At 73.8% G+C, this 18,263-nt stretch carries 17 protein-coding genes; 6 read left to right on the top strand and 11 right to left on the bottom strand.

Annotated features, from left to right (window positions below; translation table 11 throughout):
* The first annotated feature begins 54 nt into the window (after window positions 1-54).
* Together icmF and ACA361_RS31340 are read left to right on the top strand one after the other, a co-directional pair.
* A complete protein-coding gene (gene icmF, locus ACA361_RS31345) occupies window positions 55-3,258 on the top strand; it encodes a fused isobutyryl-CoA mutase/GTPase IcmF (RefSeq protein ID WP_375017986.1) in 3,204 nt (1,067 codons plus the stop codon).
* Entirely contained in the window at window positions 3,251-4,036 is a 786-nt protein-coding gene (locus tag ACA361_RS31340; RefSeq protein ID WP_375017984.1) for a helical backbone metal receptor, read from the top strand. The genes icmF and ACA361_RS31340 overlap by 8 nt, the downstream gene beginning before the upstream one ends.
* Here the strand turns inward: ACA361_RS31340 and ACA361_RS31335 are convergent.
* The 4 genes from ACA361_RS31335 to ACA361_RS31320 all read right to left on the bottom strand — a co-directional run bounded on the left by ACA361_RS31335 (window position 3,966) and on the right by ACA361_RS31320 (window position 7,550).
* The gene (locus ACA361_RS31335; RefSeq protein ID WP_375017982.1) at window positions 3,966-4,613 is read right to left on the bottom strand and encodes a TetR/AcrR family transcriptional regulator; all 648 of its coding nucleotides are present in this window, start codon (window positions 4,611-4,613) and stop codon (window positions 3,966-3,968) included. The genes ACA361_RS31340 and ACA361_RS31335 overlap by 71 nt on opposite strands.
* Window positions 4,614-4,623: 10 nt before the next feature.
* A complete protein-coding gene (fabG, locus tag ACA361_RS31330) occupies window positions 4,624-5,382 on the bottom strand; it encodes a 3-oxoacyl-ACP reductase FabG (protein WP_375017980.1) in 759 nt (252 codons plus the stop codon).
* Window positions 5,383-5,414: 32 nt separating this feature from the next.
* A complete protein-coding gene (locus ACA361_RS31325; protein ID WP_375018263.1) occupies window positions 5,415-6,566 on the bottom strand; it encodes an acyl-CoA dehydrogenase family protein in 1,152 nt (383 codons plus the stop codon).
* Between the two features lie 645 nt (window positions 6,567-7,211).
* Window positions 7,212-7,550 (bottom strand): DUF3099 domain-containing protein, encoded by a 339-nt coding sequence (locus ACA361_RS31320; RefSeq protein WP_375017978.1) that lies wholly within the window; start codon window positions 7,548-7,550, stop codon window positions 7,212-7,214.
* A gap of 50 nt (window positions 7,551-7,600) precedes the next feature.
* On the opposite strand from ACA361_RS31320, the gene ACA361_RS31315 reads away from it, so the two are divergent.
* Entirely contained in the window at window positions 7,601-7,813 is a 213-nt protein-coding gene (locus ACA361_RS31315; protein WP_375017976.1) for a dodecin, read from the top strand.
* A 106-nt stretch (window positions 7,814-7,919) separates the two neighbouring features.
* On the opposite strand, the gene ACA361_RS31310 is transcribed toward ACA361_RS31315, so the two are convergent.
* Together ACA361_RS31310 and ACA361_RS31305 are read right to left on the bottom strand one after the other, a co-directional pair.
* Complete coding sequence (locus ACA361_RS31310; RefSeq protein ID WP_375017974.1) at window positions 7,920-9,317, bottom strand: metallopeptidase TldD-related protein; 1,398 nt, start codon at window positions 9,315-9,317, stop codon at window positions 7,920-7,922.
* Between the two features lie 98 nt (window positions 9,318-9,415).
* Window positions 9,416-10,915, bottom strand: coding sequence for a TldD/PmbA family protein (locus ACA361_RS31305; protein ID WP_375017972.1), 1,500 nt, complete (start codon window positions 10,913-10,915; stop codon window positions 9,416-9,418).
* Between the two features lie 188 nt (window positions 10,916-11,103).
* Between ACA361_RS31305 and ACA361_RS31300 the strand changes: the two genes are divergently transcribed.
* Both ACA361_RS31300 and fabI read left to right on the top strand, forming a co-directional pair.
* Window positions 11,104-11,808, top strand: a complete 705-nt coding sequence (locus ACA361_RS31300; RefSeq protein WP_375017970.1) for a beta-ketoacyl-ACP reductase — start codon at window positions 11,104-11,106, stop codon at window positions 11,806-11,808.
* A 1-nt stretch (window position 11,809) separates the two neighbouring features.
* A complete protein-coding gene (gene fabI / locus ACA361_RS31295; protein WP_375017968.1) occupies window positions 11,810-12,598 on the top strand; it encodes an enoyl-ACP reductase FabI in 789 nt (262 codons plus the stop codon).
* Between the two features lie 69 nt (window positions 12,599-12,667).
* Here fabI and ACA361_RS31290 read toward each other — a convergent pair whose 3' ends face one another.
* The 3 genes from ACA361_RS31290 to ACA361_RS31280 all read right to left on the bottom strand — a co-directional run bounded on the left by ACA361_RS31290 (window position 12,668) and on the right by ACA361_RS31280 (window position 16,285).
* Window positions 12,668-13,297 (bottom strand): hypothetical protein, encoded by a 630-nt coding sequence (locus tag ACA361_RS31290; RefSeq protein ID WP_375017966.1) that lies wholly within the window; start codon window positions 13,295-13,297, stop codon window positions 12,668-12,670.
* A 160-nt stretch (window positions 13,298-13,457) separates the two neighbouring features.
* Window positions 13,458-15,299, bottom strand: a complete 1,842-nt coding sequence (locus tag ACA361_RS31285) for a helix-hairpin-helix domain-containing protein (RefSeq protein WP_375017964.1) — start codon at window positions 15,297-15,299, stop codon at window positions 13,458-13,460.
* A gap of 32 nt (window positions 15,300-15,331) precedes the next feature.
* Window positions 15,332-16,285, bottom strand: coding sequence for an aldo/keto reductase (locus tag ACA361_RS31280; RefSeq protein ID WP_375017962.1), 954 nt, complete (start codon window positions 16,283-16,285; stop codon window positions 15,332-15,334).
* Between the two features lie 67 nt (window positions 16,286-16,352).
* Between ACA361_RS31280 and ACA361_RS31275 the strand changes: the two genes are divergently transcribed.
* Window positions 16,353-17,057, top strand: coding sequence for a hypothetical protein (locus tag ACA361_RS31275; protein WP_375017960.1), 705 nt, complete (start codon window positions 16,353-16,355; stop codon window positions 17,055-17,057).
* On the opposite strand, the gene ACA361_RS31270 is transcribed toward ACA361_RS31275, so the two are convergent.
* Window positions 17,015-17,257, bottom strand: a complete 243-nt coding sequence (locus ACA361_RS31270) for a hypothetical protein (protein ID WP_375017958.1) — start codon at window positions 17,255-17,257, stop codon at window positions 17,015-17,017. The two genes, ACA361_RS31275 and ACA361_RS31270, sit on opposite strands and share 43 nt — an antisense overlap.
* A complete protein-coding gene (gene corA, locus ACA361_RS31265) occupies window positions 17,254-18,252 on the bottom strand; it encodes a magnesium/cobalt transporter CorA (protein ID WP_375017956.1) in 999 nt (332 codons plus the stop codon). The genes ACA361_RS31270 and corA overlap by 4 nt, the downstream gene beginning before the upstream one ends.
* Window positions 18,253-18,263 lie beyond the last annotated feature (11 nt).

Genomic DNA, 18,263 nt, shown 5'->3' with positions numbered 1-18,263 from the left:
TTTAGCTTCCAAATATTGGATGTCCAAGGGCTGTTCTCACACGTTGGGGGAGCGATGCACGTCCCGGTGCACCCGGTGCGGTTCGTGACGGCGGCGGCGCTGTTCGACGGGCACGACGCGGCCATCAACATCATGCGGCGGATCCTGCAGTCGCAGGGCGCCGAGGTGGTCCATCTGGGGCACGACCGCTCGGTCCGCGAGGTCGTCGACGCCGTCCTGGAGGAGGACGCCCAGGGCGTGGCGATCAGCTCGTACCAGGGCGGGCACGTCGAGTACTTCGAGTACCTTGCGGCGTCGCTGGCCGAGGCGGGCGCCGGCCACGTGAAGGTGTTCGGCGGGGGCGGCGGCGTCATCGTGGCCGAGGAGATCGCCCGGCTGGCCGCCGCCGGCGTGCGGATCTTCTCGCCCGAGGACGGCCAGCGGCTCGGCCTGCCCGGCATGATCAACGAGCTGGTCCGGGACTGCGACGTGGACCTCGCCGCCGACCCCGCCCCGGTCGAGGCGGTACTGGCGGGGGAGCGGCCCGCGCTGGCCCGCGCCATCACCTGCCTCCAGGCCGGGAGGCTGCCCGATGCCGACCGCGCGGCGCTGGCGGAGGCGGCCGGTCGCCGGAACGTTCCCGTGCTCGGCATCACCGGCACCGGCGGCTCCGGCAAGTCCTCGCTCACCGACGAGCTGGTGCGGCGGCTGCGCGCCGACCGCCAGGACAAGGTCCGCGTCGCCGTGCTGGCCGTCGACCCGACCCGGCGGCGAGGCGGCGGCGCGCTGCTCGGCGACCGCATCCGGATGAACTCCCTGGACGGCGACCACGTGTTCTTCCGGTCGCTGGCCACCCGCGGCGCCCGTGAGCTGCCCGAGGGCGTCGAGGGCGCGATCGAGGCGTGCAAGGCCGCCGGCTACGACCTGGTGATCCTGGAGACGCCCGGCATCGGGCAGGGCGACGCGGCGATCGTGCCGCTGGCCGACGTGTCGCTGTACGTGATGACGCCCGAGTTCGGCGCCGCGTCCCAGCTAGAGAAGATCGACATGCTGGACTTCGCCGACGTCGTCGCGATCAACAAGTTCGAGCGCCGGGGCGCCGCCGACGCGCTCCGCGACGTGTCCCGGCAGCTGCTGCGCAACCGCGAGGCGTTCGGGTCCTCGCCCGACGACATGCCGGTGTTCGGGACCAGCGCCGCCACGTTCAACGACGACGGCGTCACCGCCCTCTACCAGCACCTCGCCGGCGAGCTGGGCCTGGAACGGGGCGTGCTGCCCGCCGCCGAGACCAAGATCTCCACCGGGGCGGCGCAGGTCGTCCCGCCGAACCGGGTCCGCTACCTGGCCGAGATCGCCGAGACCGTGCGCGGCTACCACGCCGAGACCACCGCGCAGATCAAGGCCGTGCGGCGCGCGCAGCGGCTGGACGAGGTCCGCGCCGAGCTGTCCGGGCCCGCCGCCGAGGAGGTCGGCGCGCTCCTGGACGGCGCCCGCCGCGACATCGCCCCGGAGAGCGCCGCGCTGATCGCGGAGTGGCCCGCCGTCGTCGAGTCGTACTCGGGCGACGAGCAGGTCGTCCGCGTCCGCGACAGGGAGCTGCACACGAAGCTGACGCGCGAGTCGCTGTCGGGCAGCCGCATCCCGCGCGTCGCGCTGCCGCGCTACGAGGACCACGGCGAGCTGCTGCGCTTCCTGCGCAACGAGAACCTGCCGGGGCGCTTCCCGTTCACCGGCGGCGTGTTCCCGTTCAAGCGCGACAACGAGGACCCGGCGCGGATGTTCGCCGGCGAGGGCGACCCGTTCCGCACCAACCGGCGCTTCAAGCTGCTGTCGGAGGGCCAGCCCGCCACCCGCCTGTCGACCGCGTTCGACTCGGTCACCCTGTACGGCCGCGACCCCGACGAGCGGCCCGACGTGTACGGCAAGGTCGGCACGTCCGGCGTCTCGATCGCCACGCTCGACGACATGAAGGCGCTGTACGACGGGTTCGACCTGGCCGCGCCGACCACGTCCGTCTCCATGACGATCAACGGGCCGGCCCCGGCCATCCTGGCGTTCTTCCTCAACACCGCGATCGACCAGGGGCTGGACGCGTTCCGCGCCGAGCACGGCCGCGAGCCGTCCGCCGAGGAGGCCGCGGAGGTCCGCGCGCGCGTGCTGGGCACGGTGCGCGGCACCGTCCAGGCCGACATCCTCAAGGAGGACCAGGGTCAGAACACCTGCATCTTCTCCACCGAGTTCTCGCTGCGGATGATGGGCGACATCCAGCAGTGGTTCATCGACAACGGGGTCCGCAACTTCTACTCGGTGTCGATCTCCGGCTACCACATCGCCGAGGCCGGGGCGAACCCCATCAGCCAGCTCGCGTTCACCCTCGCCAACGGGTTCACCTACGTGGAGTCGTACCTGGCGCGCGGCATGGACGTCGACGCGTTCGCGCCGAACCTGTCGTTCTTCTTCTCCAACGGCATGGACCCCGAGTACTCGGTCCTCGGCCGGGTCGCGCGGCGGATCTGGGCGGTGGCGATGCGCGAGCGGTACGGCGCCGGCGAGCGCAGCCAGAAGCTGAAGTACCACGTGCAGACCTCGGGCCGCTCGCTGCACGCCCAGGAGATGCACTTCAACGACATCCGCACCACGCTGCAGGCGCTCATCGCCGTCTACGACAACTGCAACAGCCTGCACACCAACGCCTACGACGAGGCCGTCACCACCCCCACCGCCGCGTCCGTGCGGCGCGCCCTGGCCATCCAGATGATCATCAACCGGGAGTGGGGCCTGGCGATGAACGAGAACCCGCTGCAGGGCTCGTTCATCATCGACGAGCTCACCGACCTGGTGGAGGAGGCCGTGCTCGCCGAGTTCGACCGCATCAGCGAGCGCGGCGGCGTGCTGGGCGCGATGGAGACCGGCTACCAGCGCGGCCGCATCCAGGACGAGTCGATGCTGTACGAGCGGCGCAAGCACGACGGCTCACTGCCCATCATCGGCGTCAACACCTTCCGCGCCCCCGAGGGCGAGGAGGACGACGCCGGCGGCGGCTCGCTGGAGCTGGCCCGCGCCACCGAGCAGGAGAAGCGCTCGCAGCTGGAGCGCGTGCGCGCCTTCCAGCAGGAGCACCGCGACGACGCCCCGGCCGCCCTGGAGGCCCTGCGCGAGGCCGCGCGCGGCGGCGGCAACGTGTTCGCCGTCCTGATGGACGCCGCGCGGGTCTGCAGCCTGCAGCAGATCACCGAGGCGTTCTTCGAGGTCGGGGGCCAGTACCGGCGCAATGTCTGACCAGGATCCCGGGGTCCCCGCCGACGACACCGGCCACCCGGTCCCCGTCCCGGACCGGGTGCGCCGCGTCGTGTCGCTGGTGCCCTCGCTCACCGAGTCGATCGCCGCGACCGCGCCCGGCCTGCTGGCGGGCGCGACCGACTGGTGCACCCACCCCGAGGGCCTGGACGTGCCGCGGGTGCGCGGCACCAAGAACCCCGACGTCGAGAAGATCGTCGCGCTGCGCCCGGACGTGGTCGTCGGCAACACCGAGGAGAACCGGCCGCCCGACGTGGCGGCCCTGCGCGCCGCTGGGATCGCGGTCTGGATGACCGAGATCCGCACGGTCGGCGAGGCCCTGGCGTCGCTGCGCCGGATGCTGGAGCTCGCGTGCCGGCTCCCGGCGCCGGCCTGGCTGGACGAGGCCGCCCGCGCCTGGTCCGGCGCCGATCCCCTGGACCCGCGGCGGACGGCGATCGTCCCCATCTGGCGGCGGCCGTGGATGGTCGCCGGGCGCGCCACGTTCACCGGCGACGTCCTCGCCCGCCTGGGCGTCGACAACCTCTACGCGGACCACCCCGAGCGCTACCCGAAGATCCCCATCGGCGAGCTCAACGCCGCGGGCGCCGACCTGGTCGTGCTGCCGGACGAGCCCTACGCGTTCTCCGCCGCCGACGGCCCCGAGAGCTTCCCCGGCAGCACGCCGGTCCTGGTCAGCGGCCGCCTCCTCACCTGGTACGGGCCGTCCCTGGCGGAGGCTCCCCGGCTGCTCGGCCGGGCTCTGGCGGGCGCGCGCTGAACAGGGCCTCCAGGGTGGGCACCATGCGCTCGTCCAGCTCCTCCACCGGGACGCCGATCTCGCGCGCCAGATGCTCGCGGAACAGCGTGTAGCCGTAGATCGTGGACGCCAGCGCGGCGTGCACGGCGTCCACGTCGCCGGACGGGAGCGCGCCGCGCGCCGCGTCCTCGGCGAGCGTGTCGCGGCCGCTGCCCCGGTTGGGCAGGATCCGCGGCCGGTCGTCGCCGTCCAGCACCAGCAGCGCGATCAGCCGGATCGCCTCGGGCCGCCGCGCGTTCCCGCGCAGCAGCAGGGCCAGCCGCTCGCGCAGCGGCAGCCGCGCCGCCGACGCGGCGTCGGCCGCGTTCCCCTTGGAGCGGTGCAGCAGCGCCGAGCGCAGCAGCGCCCGGCGCGAGCCGAAGTACTGGTAGACCAGCCCGCGGTTCACGCCCGCCGCGTCGGCGACCTCGCGCAGGTTGAGCCCCGCGAGGACGCCCTCCTTGTTCAGCAGCTCGACCGCCGCCGTGCGGAGGGCGTCCTCGGTGGCCTCCCGGTCGTGGAACGATCCGGCGCGGCGCCGCGGCCGCGGGCTGGTCATGCGGGCCGCCTCAGTCCTTGGGCCCGCCGGCGACATAGAGGACCTGCCCGGACACGAACCCGGCGTCCTCGCTCACCAGGAACGCGACGGTGCCGGCGATGTCCTCGGGCGTGCCGACCCGGCGCACCGGGATCTGCTCGGCCGAGGCGGCCTTGAACGCCTCGAAGTCGACGCCCACCCGGGCGGCGGTCGCGGCGGTCATGTCGGTGGCGATGAACCCGGGCGCGATCGCGTTGGCGGTCACGCCGAACTTGCCGAGCTCGATGGCGAGGGTCTTGGTGAAGCCCTGGAGCCCCGCCTTGGCCGCCGAGTAGTTCGCCTGGCCGCGGTTGCCGAGCGCCGAGGTCGACGACAGGTTGACGATCCGGCCCCAGCCCGCCTTCGTCATGTGCGCCTGCACGGCGCGCGTCATCAGGAACGCGCCGCGCAGGTGCACCGACATGACCGCGTCCCAGTCGTCGTCGGACATCTTGAACAGCAGGTTGTCGCGCAGGATGCCGGCGTTGTTGACCAGCACCACGGGCGGCCCGAGCTCGGCGGCGATCCGTTCCACGGCGGCCTTGACGCGCTCGGCGTCGGAGACGTCCACGCCGACCGCGAGCGCCCGCGCGCCCTCCTTCTCGACGGCCTCGACGGTCGCCGCGCAGGCGGCCTCGTCGAGGTCGCAGACGGCGACGGCGAACCCCTCCCTGCCGAGCCGGACGGCCGTGGCCGCGCCGATCCCGCGCGCGGCGCCGGTGACGACCGCGACCCTGGTGTTCTCGCTCATGCTGTGCTCCCCGCTCGGCTCATCCGGATCTCCTAGACGCCCAGGTCCTTGGCGATGATGGTCTTGAGCACCTCGCTGGTGCCGCCGTAGATGCGGGTGACGCGGGCGTCGGCGTACATGCGGGCGATCGGGTACTCCAGGATGTAGCCGTAGCCGCCGTGCAGCTGGAGGCACTTGTCGACCACGCGGGCCTGCACCTCGGTGCAGAACAGCTTGGCGCGGGCGGCGTCGGCGGGGGTGAGCTCGCCGGCGTCCAGCGCCTCGGTCGCCCGGTCCACCAGCGACTGGGCCGCCTCGACCTCGGTGGCGCACTCGGCCAGGACGAACTTGGTGTTCTGGAACGAGGAGACCGTCTTGCCGAAGACGGTGCGCTCCTGGACGTACTTCTTGGCGAAGTCCACGGCCGCCATGGCGGAGGCGTAGGAGGAGGCGGCGATGCCCAGGCGCTCCTCGGCCAGGTTGTGGGTCAGGTACTCGAAGCCGCGGCCCTCCTCGCCCAGGAGGTCCTCGGCGGGCACCCGCACGTCCACGAACGACAGCTCGGCGGTGTCGGAGCTGCGCAGGCCGATCTTCTCCAGCTTGCGGCCGACCGAGTAGCCGGGGCTCTTGGTGTCGACCGCAAGGATCGACAGCCCGGCGCGCCGGTTCTCCGGGGTGGCGGGGGAGGTGCGGGCGACGACCAGCACCCGGTCGGCCAGGACGCCGCCGGTGATGAACGTCTTGGCGCCGTTGAGGACGTAGTGGTCGCCGTCGCGCTTGGCGGTGGTCTGCATGCCCGCCAGGTCCGACCCGGTGCCGGGCTCGGTCATCGCGATGGCGGTCATCATGTCGCCGCTGATGAAGTCGGGCAGCCAGCGCTTCTTCTGCTCGTCGGAGCCGTACTTGATCAGGTAGGGCAGGACGAGGTTGACGTGGACGCCGTACCCGCCGAAGCTCACGCCGGCGCGGGCGCACTCCTCGGAGATCACCAGCTGGTACTTGAAGCTGGTCTCGCCGGCGCCGCCGTACTCCTCGGGCACCGTGATCCCGAAGACGCCCAGCTCGCCGAGCTTGTTGTAGAAGTCGCGCGGCGGGTGGCCGGCGTCCTCCCACTGCTCGTAGACGGGTGCCACCTCGGCGGCGATGAAGTCCCGGATCGTGGACCGGAAGGCCTCATGATCCTCGTTGAACACGGTACGGCGCACAGCGACGCTCCCTTCGGTCCGCATCTAGCGGAACGCTAAGTTACTTCGAACTGGATTCTAGAATCAACCGGGGAGTGTTCGCCACGGGGGTGCGGCGGGCGGACCGGGAGGCGGGTTTCGGTCCGTGGCCGGATGGGGCCACGGACGGGTCTTGCAATCCGGGAATCCGCCGCATACGCGGGGCCGGGCGGGCACCGCCGCCGGCCGCGCGGAGGCCCGGGCGTGGGGGCGCGCGACGCTTTGCTCTCCGATGGCCGGCACCCGCCGTACGGCCGCCAGGGGTCAAAACGGGGTGAAGGCGACACCGGGAACGGGTCACGGGGCCGGAAGCGGGCTCAGGAGCCCTGAGAAGCCTTCGCAGGCCCTTGTGCGCCTTCGTGCCCCCTCCCGTGCGGGCTCGGCGGGGACGGGCGGCGCGTCCGCGGTCACCGGGCGGCGGGCGAGAGGTGTCCGTACAGTTCAGAGCCGGGAAAGAGGTCCCGGAAAGTGAAAGCGACGCCGGGTGGATACGGGGGCAATCCACCCGGCGTCGCATCATCGGTGTTCCGACGGGGGCCCGGAACACCGGCACAGGCGCTCCGACGGGGGACCAGAGCGCCGGTACAAATCGTACACCGAACCCCCCCGCCCCTAGTCAAGAGAAAGTCACGACCCGATTTCTGGGCGGTGTCCGGAAATGCCCTTGTGGTGCGGGCTATCGGGCTCCTCGAACCGGGCCGCCGCCTGCGGCTCCCGCCCGCCGTTGGCGACGACGACGCTGATGTAGGGCAGGAAGACGGCTCCGACGATCAGCAGGCCGACCAGCCACAGCGGCGCGCCGAGCACGCCGGCGAGGACCGCGCCGAGGAAGCAGCCGGTCCGGATGCCCATCGAGACGAGGTAGCGCCGCTGCCGGTGTGCGATGTCCTCCGACATGGGCAAGGGCGCGTTGGTCACCGTGTAGACGTCGGAGACCTGGGCCCTCTTGCGGGGAATGACTCTCACGATTCCACGGTATGCCCTGGATGGCCGGGAGGCGACAGCAGGAGGGCCCTATGAGCGACCGCACGTACCGGGTGACCGAGATCGTCGGCACCTCGCCCGTTTCCGTCGACGAGGCCGTGCGCAACGGCATCAGACGCGCGTCGCAGACGCTGCGGCACCTGGACTGGTTCGAAGTGACCCAGGTGCGCGGCCAGATCGTGGACGGGGAGGTGGCGCACTACCAGGTCGGGCTGAAGGTCGGCTTCCGCCTGGAGGATTCCTGAGGACTCCTGACGGTGCCCGCGCGCACCCCAGGAAGCCGTGGGCGGCCTCCGGTGCCGTACCGGAGGCCGCCCGAACAGAGCGCGTCGCGAGCCCGCAGAGGCTCGCTCAGGACGCCTGGGACACCGTCGACATGTTGAAGTCGGCGACCCGCACGGGCGGCATCGCCGCCCGCGTGAAGTAGTCCGACCACTCGCGCGGCAGCGTCGGCGCGGTCGCGCCGGCCTCGGTGAGCCGGCCGAGCAGGTCGACCGGGCTCTCGTTGAACCGGAAGTTGTTCACCGCGCCGACGACCTCGCCGTCCTCGACGAGGTACACGCCGTCCCGGGTGAGGCCGGTCAGCAGCAGGCTCTGCGGGTCGACCTCCCGGATGTACCAGAGGCAGGTCAGCAGCAGCCCGCGCTCGGTGCGCGCGACCATGTCGTCCAGCGAGGCGCCGCCGCCCGGCACGGTCATCGTCAGGTTGTCGACCGAGGGCGTCACCGGCAGCCCGGTGAGCGCCGCCGACCGCCGGGTCTGGGTGAGCGCGTTCAGCGTCCCGCCGGAGATCCACTCGGTGGCCGCCAGCGGCAGGCCGTTGTCGAACACCGACGACTCGCGGCTGGAGGCGTGCGCGACCACGAACGGCGCGCACTCCAGCCCCGCCGCCCGCGGGTCACTGGACAGCGTCACCGGCAGCCCCGACAGCTTCTCGCCGATCCGGGTGCCGCCGCCCGGCGCGCTGAACACCGTGCGGCCGTCGTGGGCGTCCTGCGCGCCCGCCGACCAGTACAGGTAGATCATCAGGTCGGCCACCGCGCTCGGCGGCAGGATCGTCTCGTACCGCCCGGCGGGCAGGTCGATCCGGCGCTCGCCCCACTCCAGCCGGCGGGCCAGCCCGCCGGCCAGGCCCGGCACGTCCACGTCGGCGAAGTCGCGGGTGCCCACGCCCGCCCACGCCGAGCCGCCCGCGCCCTTGGCGTTCAGCTCCAGCAGCCCGGTCGGCTGGTCGTGCCGCAGCCGCAGCCCCGCCGACGTGCCCAGGTAGGTCGAGGTGACCACGTGGTTGGCGAACCCGTACAGCCGCCGCCCGCCGGCCTCCGCCTCCGCGAACGCCTCGCCGAGCGCCGGCGCGACCGCCCCGAACACCCCGATGCCGGTCTCGGCCGGCGCGTCGTCCCACGCGCCGCCCCCCGCCGACTCGGTGACCAGCGGCGCCGCGTCCTCGGCGGCGGCGTTGCCCGCCGCGTCCGCCTCGGCGGCCCGGACCAGGTCCTCCAGCTCGGCCGCGGTCACCGCGGCGCGCGACACCACCCCGGCCGCCACGCCCTCGCCGGTACGGCGCAGCGCGATCACCGTCAGCCGGCCGGACCGGGTGACGCCGTTGGTCGTCAGCGTGTTGCCCGCCCAGCGCAGGTTGGCCGTGCTGGACTCATCGGCGATGACCAGGCAGTCGTCGGCGCGCGACAGCTCCAGCGCCCGCTCGACCGCCTCCTGCGGCCGCATCACCCCGCTCGCATGGCTCATGCCCTCCGCTCGCCTCCGGGGCGCCTTCTGGCGGCGCCTTCCCTCCTCACTCGTTCCTCGCTCGTCAGTCCAGGCGCCGCCGCGCCCCTGCGGCTCGCTCATGAGCCGGCCTCCTTCAGCGCGTTGAGGATGTTGACGCCGCGGAACAGCGCCGACGGGCAGCCGTGGCTGACCGGCGCGACCTGCCCCGGCTGGCCCTTGCCGCAGTTGAACGCCCCGCCGAGCACGTACGTCTCCGGCCCGCCCACGGCCTCCATCGAGTTCCAGAAGTCGGTGGTGGTCGCCTGGTACGCCACGTCCCGCAGCTGCCCCGCCAGCCGGCCCTTCTCGATCCGGTAGAACCGCTGGCCGGTGAACTGGAAGTTGTAGCGCTGCATGTCGATCGACCAGCTCTTGTCGCCGACGATGTAGATCCCGCGGTCGACGCCCGAGATCAGCTCCTCGGTGGAGGGGCCGTCCGGCGCGGGCCTCAGCGACACGTTCGCCATCCGCTGCAGCGGCATGCTGGACGCGGCGTCGGCGAACGCGCAGCCGTTCGAGCGCTCCTCGCCGGTCAGCCGGGCGATGCGGCGGTCCAGCTGGTAGCCGGTGAACACGCCGCCGGAGATGATGTCGAACTCCTGCGTGCGCACGCCCTCGTCGTCGTACCCGATGGTGGCCAGGCCGTGCTCGGCGGTCCGGTCGCCGGTCACGTTCATCACCCGCGACCCGTACTGGAGCGTGCCGAGCTTGTCGGGGGTGGCGAACGAGGTGCCGGCGTAGGCGGCCTCGTAGCCCAGCGCGCGGTCCAGCTCGGTGGCGTGGCCGATCGACTCGTGGATGGTCAGCCACAGGTTGGACGGGTCGATCACGACGTCGTAGGCGCCGGCGTCGACCGACGGCGCGGCCAGCTTCTCGGCCAGCAGCTCCGGCATCCGGGCCAGCTCGCCGTCCCAGTCCCAGTGGTCCCCGGTCAGCCACTCCCAGCCGCGGCCGACCGGCGGCGCGATCGTCCGCATCGTGTCGAACAGGCCGTCGCCGATGCCGACGGCGGTCAGCACGGGGTGCAGCCGCACCCGCTGCTGGGTGGTGACGGTCCCGGCCAGGTCGGCGAAGAACTTGTTCTCCTTGACCTGGAGGAGGGTGGCGTCGGCGTGGTCGACGCGGTCGTCGCCCAGCAGGCGGCGGCTCCAGTCGGCGAGCAGGGCGGCCTTCTCGGCGGTCGGCACGTCGAACGGGTCGGTCTCGTACGCCGAGACCCACGTCCGCTCGCCGTGCACCGGCTCGGGCGCCAGCTCGATGGGCTCGCGGTTGACGGCGGCGGCCACGGCGGCGACCTCGACGGCCTGCTCGGCCACCCGGGCCGCGCCGGCGGTGGTCAGGTCGACGCCGGCGGCGAAGCCCCACGTGCCGTCCTTGACGACCCGTACCGACAGCCCGACGTCGTCGGCGTCCAGCGCGGTCTCCAGGGAGGCGTCGTGCAGGCGCAGTGTCTGGCTGCGGACGCGCTCGAGCCGGAAGTCGGCGTGCTCGGCGCCCAGCTCCCGGGCCCGGGTCAGCGCCGCGTCGGCGAGCGCGCGCAATGGCAGCGCGGTGAAAGCGGGATCGATGTCATGCACCTACCGCAACCTACCCTTTGTCACCCCGCGCGCACCCCGTCCCGCGCGTGGCGCGGCCGGAACAAACGCGGTGATCAGATCTTGTCGGAACGGCACATCTCGTCGCCGCCGGAGGGTCGATACAGTCCATGACTGTTGTGAGCGAGCCGGAGAACCACGGCCCTTCCCTTCGACCGAGAGGTACGACCATGAGTCGCTCTGTCCTCGTGACCGGCGGTAACCGGGGCATCGGCCTGGCCATCGCCCGCGAGCTGTCGGCCGGAGGTGACGCGGTCGCGGTCACCTACCGATCCGGCGAGCCGCCCGAGGGCCTGTTCGGCGTCCGGTGCGACGTGACGAGCTCCGAGGACGTGGACGCGGCGTTCGGCAAGGTCGAGGCCGAGCAGGGCAAGGTCGAGGTGCTGGTGGCCAACGCCGGCATCAACAAGGACACCCTGCTGGCGATCATGAGCGAGGACGCGTTCACCTCCGTCCTGGACACCAACCTGACCGGCGCCTACCGGGTGGCGAAGCGCTCGGTGAAGGGCATGATGCGCAACCGCGGCGGCCGCATCATCCTGGTGTCGTCGGTGGTGGGGCTGCTCGGCTCGGCGGGCCAGTCCAACTACGCCGCGTCCAAGGCGGGCCTGGTCGGCTTCGGCCGGTCGCTGGCGCGCGAGCTGGCCTCCCGCAACATCACGGTGAACGTGGTGGCGCCCGGCTTCGTCGACACCGACATGACCGCGGAGCTGTCGGAGGAGCAGCAGGACGCCATCAAGAAGGTCATCCCGCTGGGCCGCACGGCCCGGCCGGAGGAGGTCGCCAAGACGGTGCGTTTCCTGGCGAGCGAGGACGCCGCCTACATCACCGGGGCCGTGATCCCGGTGGACGGCGGCCTGGGAATGGGGCACTGACATGGGCATCCTGGAAGGCAAGCGGATCCTGGTCACCGGCGTCCTCACCGACGCCTCGATCGGCTTTCACGTGGCGCGGATCGCGCAGCAGGAGGGCGCGGAGGTCGCGCTGACGGCGTTCCCGCGGCCGACGCTGACGGCGCGCACGGCCAAGCGGCTCCCGACCGGGCGAGACAACCCGCCGCCGGTGCTGGAGCTGGACGTCACCAACACCGAGCAGCTGGACGGCCTGGCCGACGGCCTGCGCGAGCACGGCTTCGACCGGCTCGACGGGGTGGTGCACGCGATCGGCTTCGCGCCGCAGACCGCGCTGGGCGGCAACTTCCTGGACACGCCGTGGGAGGACGTCGCCGTCGCGGTGCACGCCTCGGCGTACTCGCTGAAGTCGCTGACGATGGCCTGCCTGCCGCTGATGAAGGGCGGCGGCTCGGTGGTCGGCCTGGACTTCGACGCCACCAAGGCGTGGCCGGTGTACGACTGGATGGGCGTGGCCAAGGCCGGGCTGGAGTCGACGTCCCGCTACCTGGCCAAGTACCTGGGCCCGCAGGGCATCCGGGTGAACCTGGTCGCGGCCGGGCCGCTGGCGACGATGGCGGCCAAGAGCATCCCGGGCTTCGAGGGGATGACCGAGCTGTGGCCGCAGGCGGCCCCGCTCGGCTGGGACATCAAGGACAGCGAGCCGACGGCGCGCGCGTGCGCGGCGCTGCTGTCGGACTTCTTCCCGGCGACGACGGGCGAGATCGTCCACGTCGACGGGGGTCTGCACGCGATCGGCGCCCCGTCGACCTGACCGGGACCCCACCGGACGCCCGCCGCGACCCGCGGCGGGCGTCCGGCGTTCCGGAGGGTCCCAGAAGTGTCAGCGGCGGGCGTGGCGGAAGCGTCGGCTCAGGACGCTGACGTTGAGCGCGCCCACGGCTCCGGCCGCTCCGGCCGCGGCGGCGACCCACAGCATGGAGGGGGTGCTCTGCGGCGCGGTGGCGGCGACCGGGGCGGTCAGCCTGGTCTCCGGCATCGCCCCGGCCGGCGGGTCGTCGGCGACCTCCGGCGAGGGCAGCAGCCCGGGCAGGTCCGGCGCGCCGCTCTCGGGGGTGTAGGGGCGCAGGCCGCCGGGCGCGGTCTGGGGGCTGACGCCGGACGGCGGCGCCTGCACCTTGGGACCGTTCCCGCCGCCGTTGCGCCCCGGGCTCTTCGGCTTGCGCTCGGACGGCGCGGGTTTGGCCCCGGTCTCCTTCTTGGGGGGCTTGGCCGTCCTGGTGGGGGAGGGCGCCGGAGTCGCGGGCTTCTTCGGCTCCAGGCCCTCGCGGATGTTGTCGAGCTGGCACTTCCAGTTCTCGATGGTGCTGGCCGGGTCGGTGCCCTTGGGGCACGGCGCGGCGGCCGGGGCCGCGGCGGCCGCGGGGGGCGCGCTGAGGGCGACCAGGACCAGCGCCCCGCCCGCCGAGACCGCCGTGGCCGAACCGAGTCGCTTCAGGCGCTGCTGGGGCATCTCACTCCTCCGACGCTATTGACGAATCGCCAATAAGCCTAGTGAGACGCGCGTCTCGCCACAAGAACGCCGTTCGGTGCATTTCTGCCTCGAAGGCACCCGGCCAAACCTCGACACGCGCGTTCACATCGGCGTTGCGCGTACCGTCAGCCCCGCCCGTTCAGAGGACGACCAGCCTGGCCAGGCGGGTGCGGCGGGGCGGCGCCTGCCGCTCCCGGACGGCCTGGGCCAGCGCCGGACCCGCGGCCTGCACGACCGACAGGTGCCGGCGGGCCAGCCCGAAGGCGATGGCCACCAGCGGCCGCGACAGCCCCGCGGTGTCGTCGCCGCCGTCGGGCGGCAGCACCGCCACCACGGCCGGCCGCCGCGCGCCCCGGCCCAGCGCCACCGTGGCGGCCCAGCCGTGCCGCAGCCGCGACGCCAGCGCCGGCGGCACGACCGCCGTGCCGCCCGCGAACTCCACGCGCAGCCCTTCGGCGTCCGCGCCGGCGACCGTGCCGGTCTCGCCCACCGCGGCCTGCGGCAGCGGCGCCGCGACCAGCACGCGGTCGCCCGGGTCGAATCCGGCGTACCGGCCGGGGCCGGGGTTGAGCCGGGCCTTGAGCGCCGTGTTGAGCGCCGCGGCGGCCGCGGCGGCCGGCGCCAGCACCTGCACGTCCTCCACGGGGATCCCCAGGGCGCGCGGGATCGAGTCGGTCACCAGCTGGACGGCCCGGTGCACGGCCTCCTCCGCGCCCGCCGCCGGGACGATCACGACCTCCTTGCCGGGCGCCTCCACGGCCGCCAGCTCGCCGCCCCGCACGGCGGCGGTGAGCGCCGCGAGCGGGTCGCCGGGCGGGCCGGGCTCCAGCTCGACCACCGGCACGGTCTCCGACGCCTCCAGATCGTCCAGCGCCCGGCCCGGACCGGCGGGCGGCAGCGCGCCCGGCTCGCCGCACAGCACCAGGTGCGTGCCGTCGGCGCACGCCTCCACCAGGACCGCGCAGAGCTCCACGTCCAGCTGCGCCGCGTCGGTGACGATCACCAGGTCGAGGTCCAGGGGGTGCTGCTCCCCGCGCGCGAAGACGACCTCCAGGCCCTCCCGGGGCTCCAGCAGCGGGTGGAGGCCGGTGACGCGGTACGCGGGCTCGGCGCCCAGGTCGGCGAGCAGGCCGGCGAGCAGGTCGGCCGCGGCCCTGGCGGTCGGGGTGACGACGGCCGCCCGCACGCCCTGCCCGGCGGCGGCCGCGGCGATGCCCGCCGCCGTGCGGGCCAGGTCGCCGGCCGTCCCGCGCAGCACGCTGACGCCGGTGCGGAGCGCCGCCGTGAGGGCCAGCGAGCGGTCCTCGGCCAGCCCCGACCGCAGCGCCTTGATCGCGTCGTCGTCCAGGAGCGGCGCGGCCGTGGCGGTGAGGCGCTGGAACCCCTCGCCCGCCGCCTCCTCGGCCATCGCCCATCGCGCCAGCCCGAGGACCTCCTCCGGCTCGGGGATCTCGTCCGCCTCCTCCAGCGCGGCCTCGTCGAACTCCGGCTCCTCCGCCAGGGACATCACCTCGGCGTCGGCGAGGGCGGCCTCCACCGCGGCCCGCGGGTCCGGCACGTTCAGCCGCTCCAGCGCGGTGACCACGTCGGCGGGCGGCGTGATCGTGTGGCCGTGCCGCGCCGCCTCGGTCAGCAGGTGGACCACCAGCGCCCGGCCCCGCCGCGGGTCGTCCGGGCGGGCCAGGTCGCCGAGCGCGCGGCGGGCGAAGTGGTCGGCCTGCGCCGGCGCCACCCCCGGCACGCGCAGCAGCCGCCACGGGTCCTCCCGCAGCCGCCCGGCCGCGCCCGCCCCGAGCCGCGCCAGCGCCCGCCCCGCCAGCGACTCCGGCACGCCCGTCGCGGCGAACAGCTCGGCGAGCGCGGCGCGCTCGGCCCGCTCATCGGGGACGGGCGGCGCTTCCGGCGCGTCCGGGGCGGCGGGGGCGGCGGGAACGGCCTCCGAGGGGGAGCCGGGGTACGAGTCGGAGTGCGAGTCGGTCACGGGGACCGGATCGTAGTCGATGAACGGCCCCGTCAGGGGGATGCGGGCGCCATGTCGGAAACGTCGTCGAGCGCCGCCCGGATCTCCATCGGCAGCGTGAGGCCCTCGGTCAGCAGCGCCTGCTCCAGCTGCGCCGCCGTCCGCGCCCCGACGATCGGCGCCGCCACCCCCGGCCGGTCGCGCACCCACGCCAGCGCCACGCTGAGCGGCGTCACGCCCAGCCCCTCGGCCGCGGTCACCACCGACTCCACGATCCGCGCGCACTCCTCGTCCAGGTACGGCTGGACGAAGTCGGCGAAGTGCGGCGCCGCGGCGCGCGAGCCCGCCGGGATCCCGGTGCGGTACTTGCCGGTCAGCACCCCGCGGCCCAGCGGCGACCACGGCAGCAGGCCGGCGCCGGCGTCCAGCGCCGCGGGCACCGCCTCGCGCTCGATGTCGCGGCGCAGCAGCGAGTACTCCAGCTGGGCGGAGATGATCGGCTCGCGGCCGGGCCAGGCGCGCTGCCACGCGCCCGCCTTGGCGATCTGCCAGCCGGCGTAGTTGGACACCCCGACGTAGCGGGTGCGGCCCGACACGACCGCCTCGTCCAGCGCCGACAGCGTCTCCTCCAGGGGCGTGGCCGGGTCGTAGGCGTGCAGCTGCCACAGGTCGACGTACTCCAGCCCCAGCCGGTCCAGCGAGGCGTCCAGCGCGCCCAGCAGGTGCCGCCGGGACGCGTCGTAGCGCCCGTTGGGCCGGATGGCGGCCTTGGTGGCGACGACGACGGCGTCCCGGTCGACCGTCTCGCGCAGCAGGTGGCCGAGGATCCGCTCGCTCAGGCCGTCGCTGTAGACGTCGGCGGTGTCGATCAGGGTGCCCCCGGCCTCGACGAACGCCGTCAGCTGCGCGGCCGCCTCTTCGGGCTCGGTGTCGTGCCCCCAGGTCATGGTGCCCAGGCCCAGCCGGGACACCACGAGCCCGCTTCGCCCGAGGTGACGCTCTTCCATGGTCGGAACAGTAGCGGGACCGCGACCCGGTGACCCGCCGGGGTGCCGCGGGTTAGAGTGCTCGGCCATGGCGCCACCGCAGTTCTCGATGTACTCGCCGGGGCCCGGACCCGACGACGGCACGGCCGTCGAGCCGCTCTTCGGCGCGGGCCGCGAGCGGGACCCCGGTTTCCTCGCCTCGGTGCGGGACGGATCGGTCATCGGGCAGCTGCGCCGCCTCGTGCTGGTCCTGGTGGCCGCGCCGGTGCTCATCCTGGCCATCACGCCGCTGATCGTCCGCGGCGAGGCGGTCACCGCCGCGGTGCCGTGGTGCTGCCTCGCCCTGGCCGCCGCGGCGGCGGCGGTCGCGGCCGCCGGCCCGCGCACCCCGCCCCCGATGAGCCCCGGCCGGGCGCCCCGGGCCGCCGCCGCCGAGGCCCTGGGCCACTTCCGGCAGGCCCTCATGGTGCGGTACGCGCTGGCCGAGGGCGTGATCCTGCTCGGCCTGGCGCTGGCGATCGCGTTCCGCAGCGAGCCGGTGTACGTGGCCGGGTTCGCGCTGGGCTACCCGCTGCTGCTGTGGCTGACGCTGCCCACCGGCGGCCGGATCGAGTCCGTGCGGCGGCGCCTGGAGTCGCGGGACGCCGAGTCGCACCTGTGGGCGGCGCTGCTGGCCTCGGCGCCGCGCCCGGACCGTTCCGCGTACACCGTGCCCCCCGAGAACCCCGCCGGCCCCGCGGCGGGCACCGGTCAGGACCCCGGGCCGGACGCGGACGGCGTCGCCAAGCTCTGACCGGCCGCCGGCCCGGCCGCGGGAACGGGCGCGGCGGTGGCGGGCCAGCGCGGGAGCCGCGGCCCGTGGTGGACGAGCAGGAAGATCAGCAGGATCCACAGCAGCACGAGCGTGATCACCGTGGCCGGCCAGATCTTGTGCCGCCGGCGCGGCGGGCGCGGCGGCCGCGCCCGGCCCTTGAGCCCCGCGGGCCCCTTCACAGCCAACCGCTCTTGCGGAGCCGGATGTAGACGATGACGCATACGGCCACCATCACCAGCATCACGGTCGGGTACCCGTACAGCCAGCGCAGCTCGGGCATGTAGTCGAAGTTCATGCCGTACAGGCCCGCGATCATGGTCGGCACCGCGATGACGGCCGCCCACGCGGAGATCTTGCGCATGTCCTCGTTCTGCTGCTTGCCCATCAGCGCCAGGTGCGCGGTGAGCACGCTGTTCAGCAGCTCGTTGTGCGCGTCGACCTGGGCGTCCACGCGCAGCAGGTGGTCCAGCACGTCGCGGAAGTACTCCTGGGCGCCGCGGCACTCGGGCACCCGGCCGCGGACGATCTCCTGGAGCACCGGGATCAGCGGGTCCTGCGCGGTGCGGAACTCCAGCACCTCCCGCTTGAGGGAGTAGATGTCGGCGGTGACGTCGGCGGGGCCGGGCCGGAACACGGCGCGCTCCAGCTCGATGATGTCCAGCTCCACCTCGCGGGTCACCACCCCGTAGTGGTCGACGACCTCGTCGCACACCGCGTACAGCACCCCGGCGGGCCCGTGCCCGATCAGCTCGGCGTCGCCCTCCAGCCGGTCGCGGACCGGCTTGAGGGGGTTGCCCTCGCCGTGCCGGACGGTCACCACGAAGCCGTCGCCGAGGAACAGCATGATCTCGCCGACCTCGATGTCGGAGGTGGCGTCCTTGTAGACCAGCGTCTTCAGCACGACGAACAGCGTGTCGCCGTAGCGTTCGAGCTTGGGCCGCTGGTGGGCGGAGACGGCGTCCTCGGCGGCCAGCGGGTGCAGTCCCAGCTCTTCGCGGACGAGGGCGAACTCGTCCGGGGTCGGCTCGTGCAGGCCGATCCACACGAAGCAGCCCGCGGGCCCGCCGCCGGCGGCCCGCGCGGTCTCGGCGCGCGCCGCGTCGAAGGCGTCGCTGATGTCGCCCTCGATGTCGCGCCGCACGCCCCGGGCGTAGATGGCCTTGTCGACGATCACAGGAGTCCATC

Source organism: Actinomadura sp. 21ATH (assembly GCF_041951345.1).
GTDB lineage: Bacteria > Actinomycetota > Actinomycetes > Streptosporangiales > Streptosporangiaceae > Spirillospora.
Note: the sequence above shows the minus strand (reverse complement) of the source record. Positions and strands in the feature narration are given on the sequence as shown.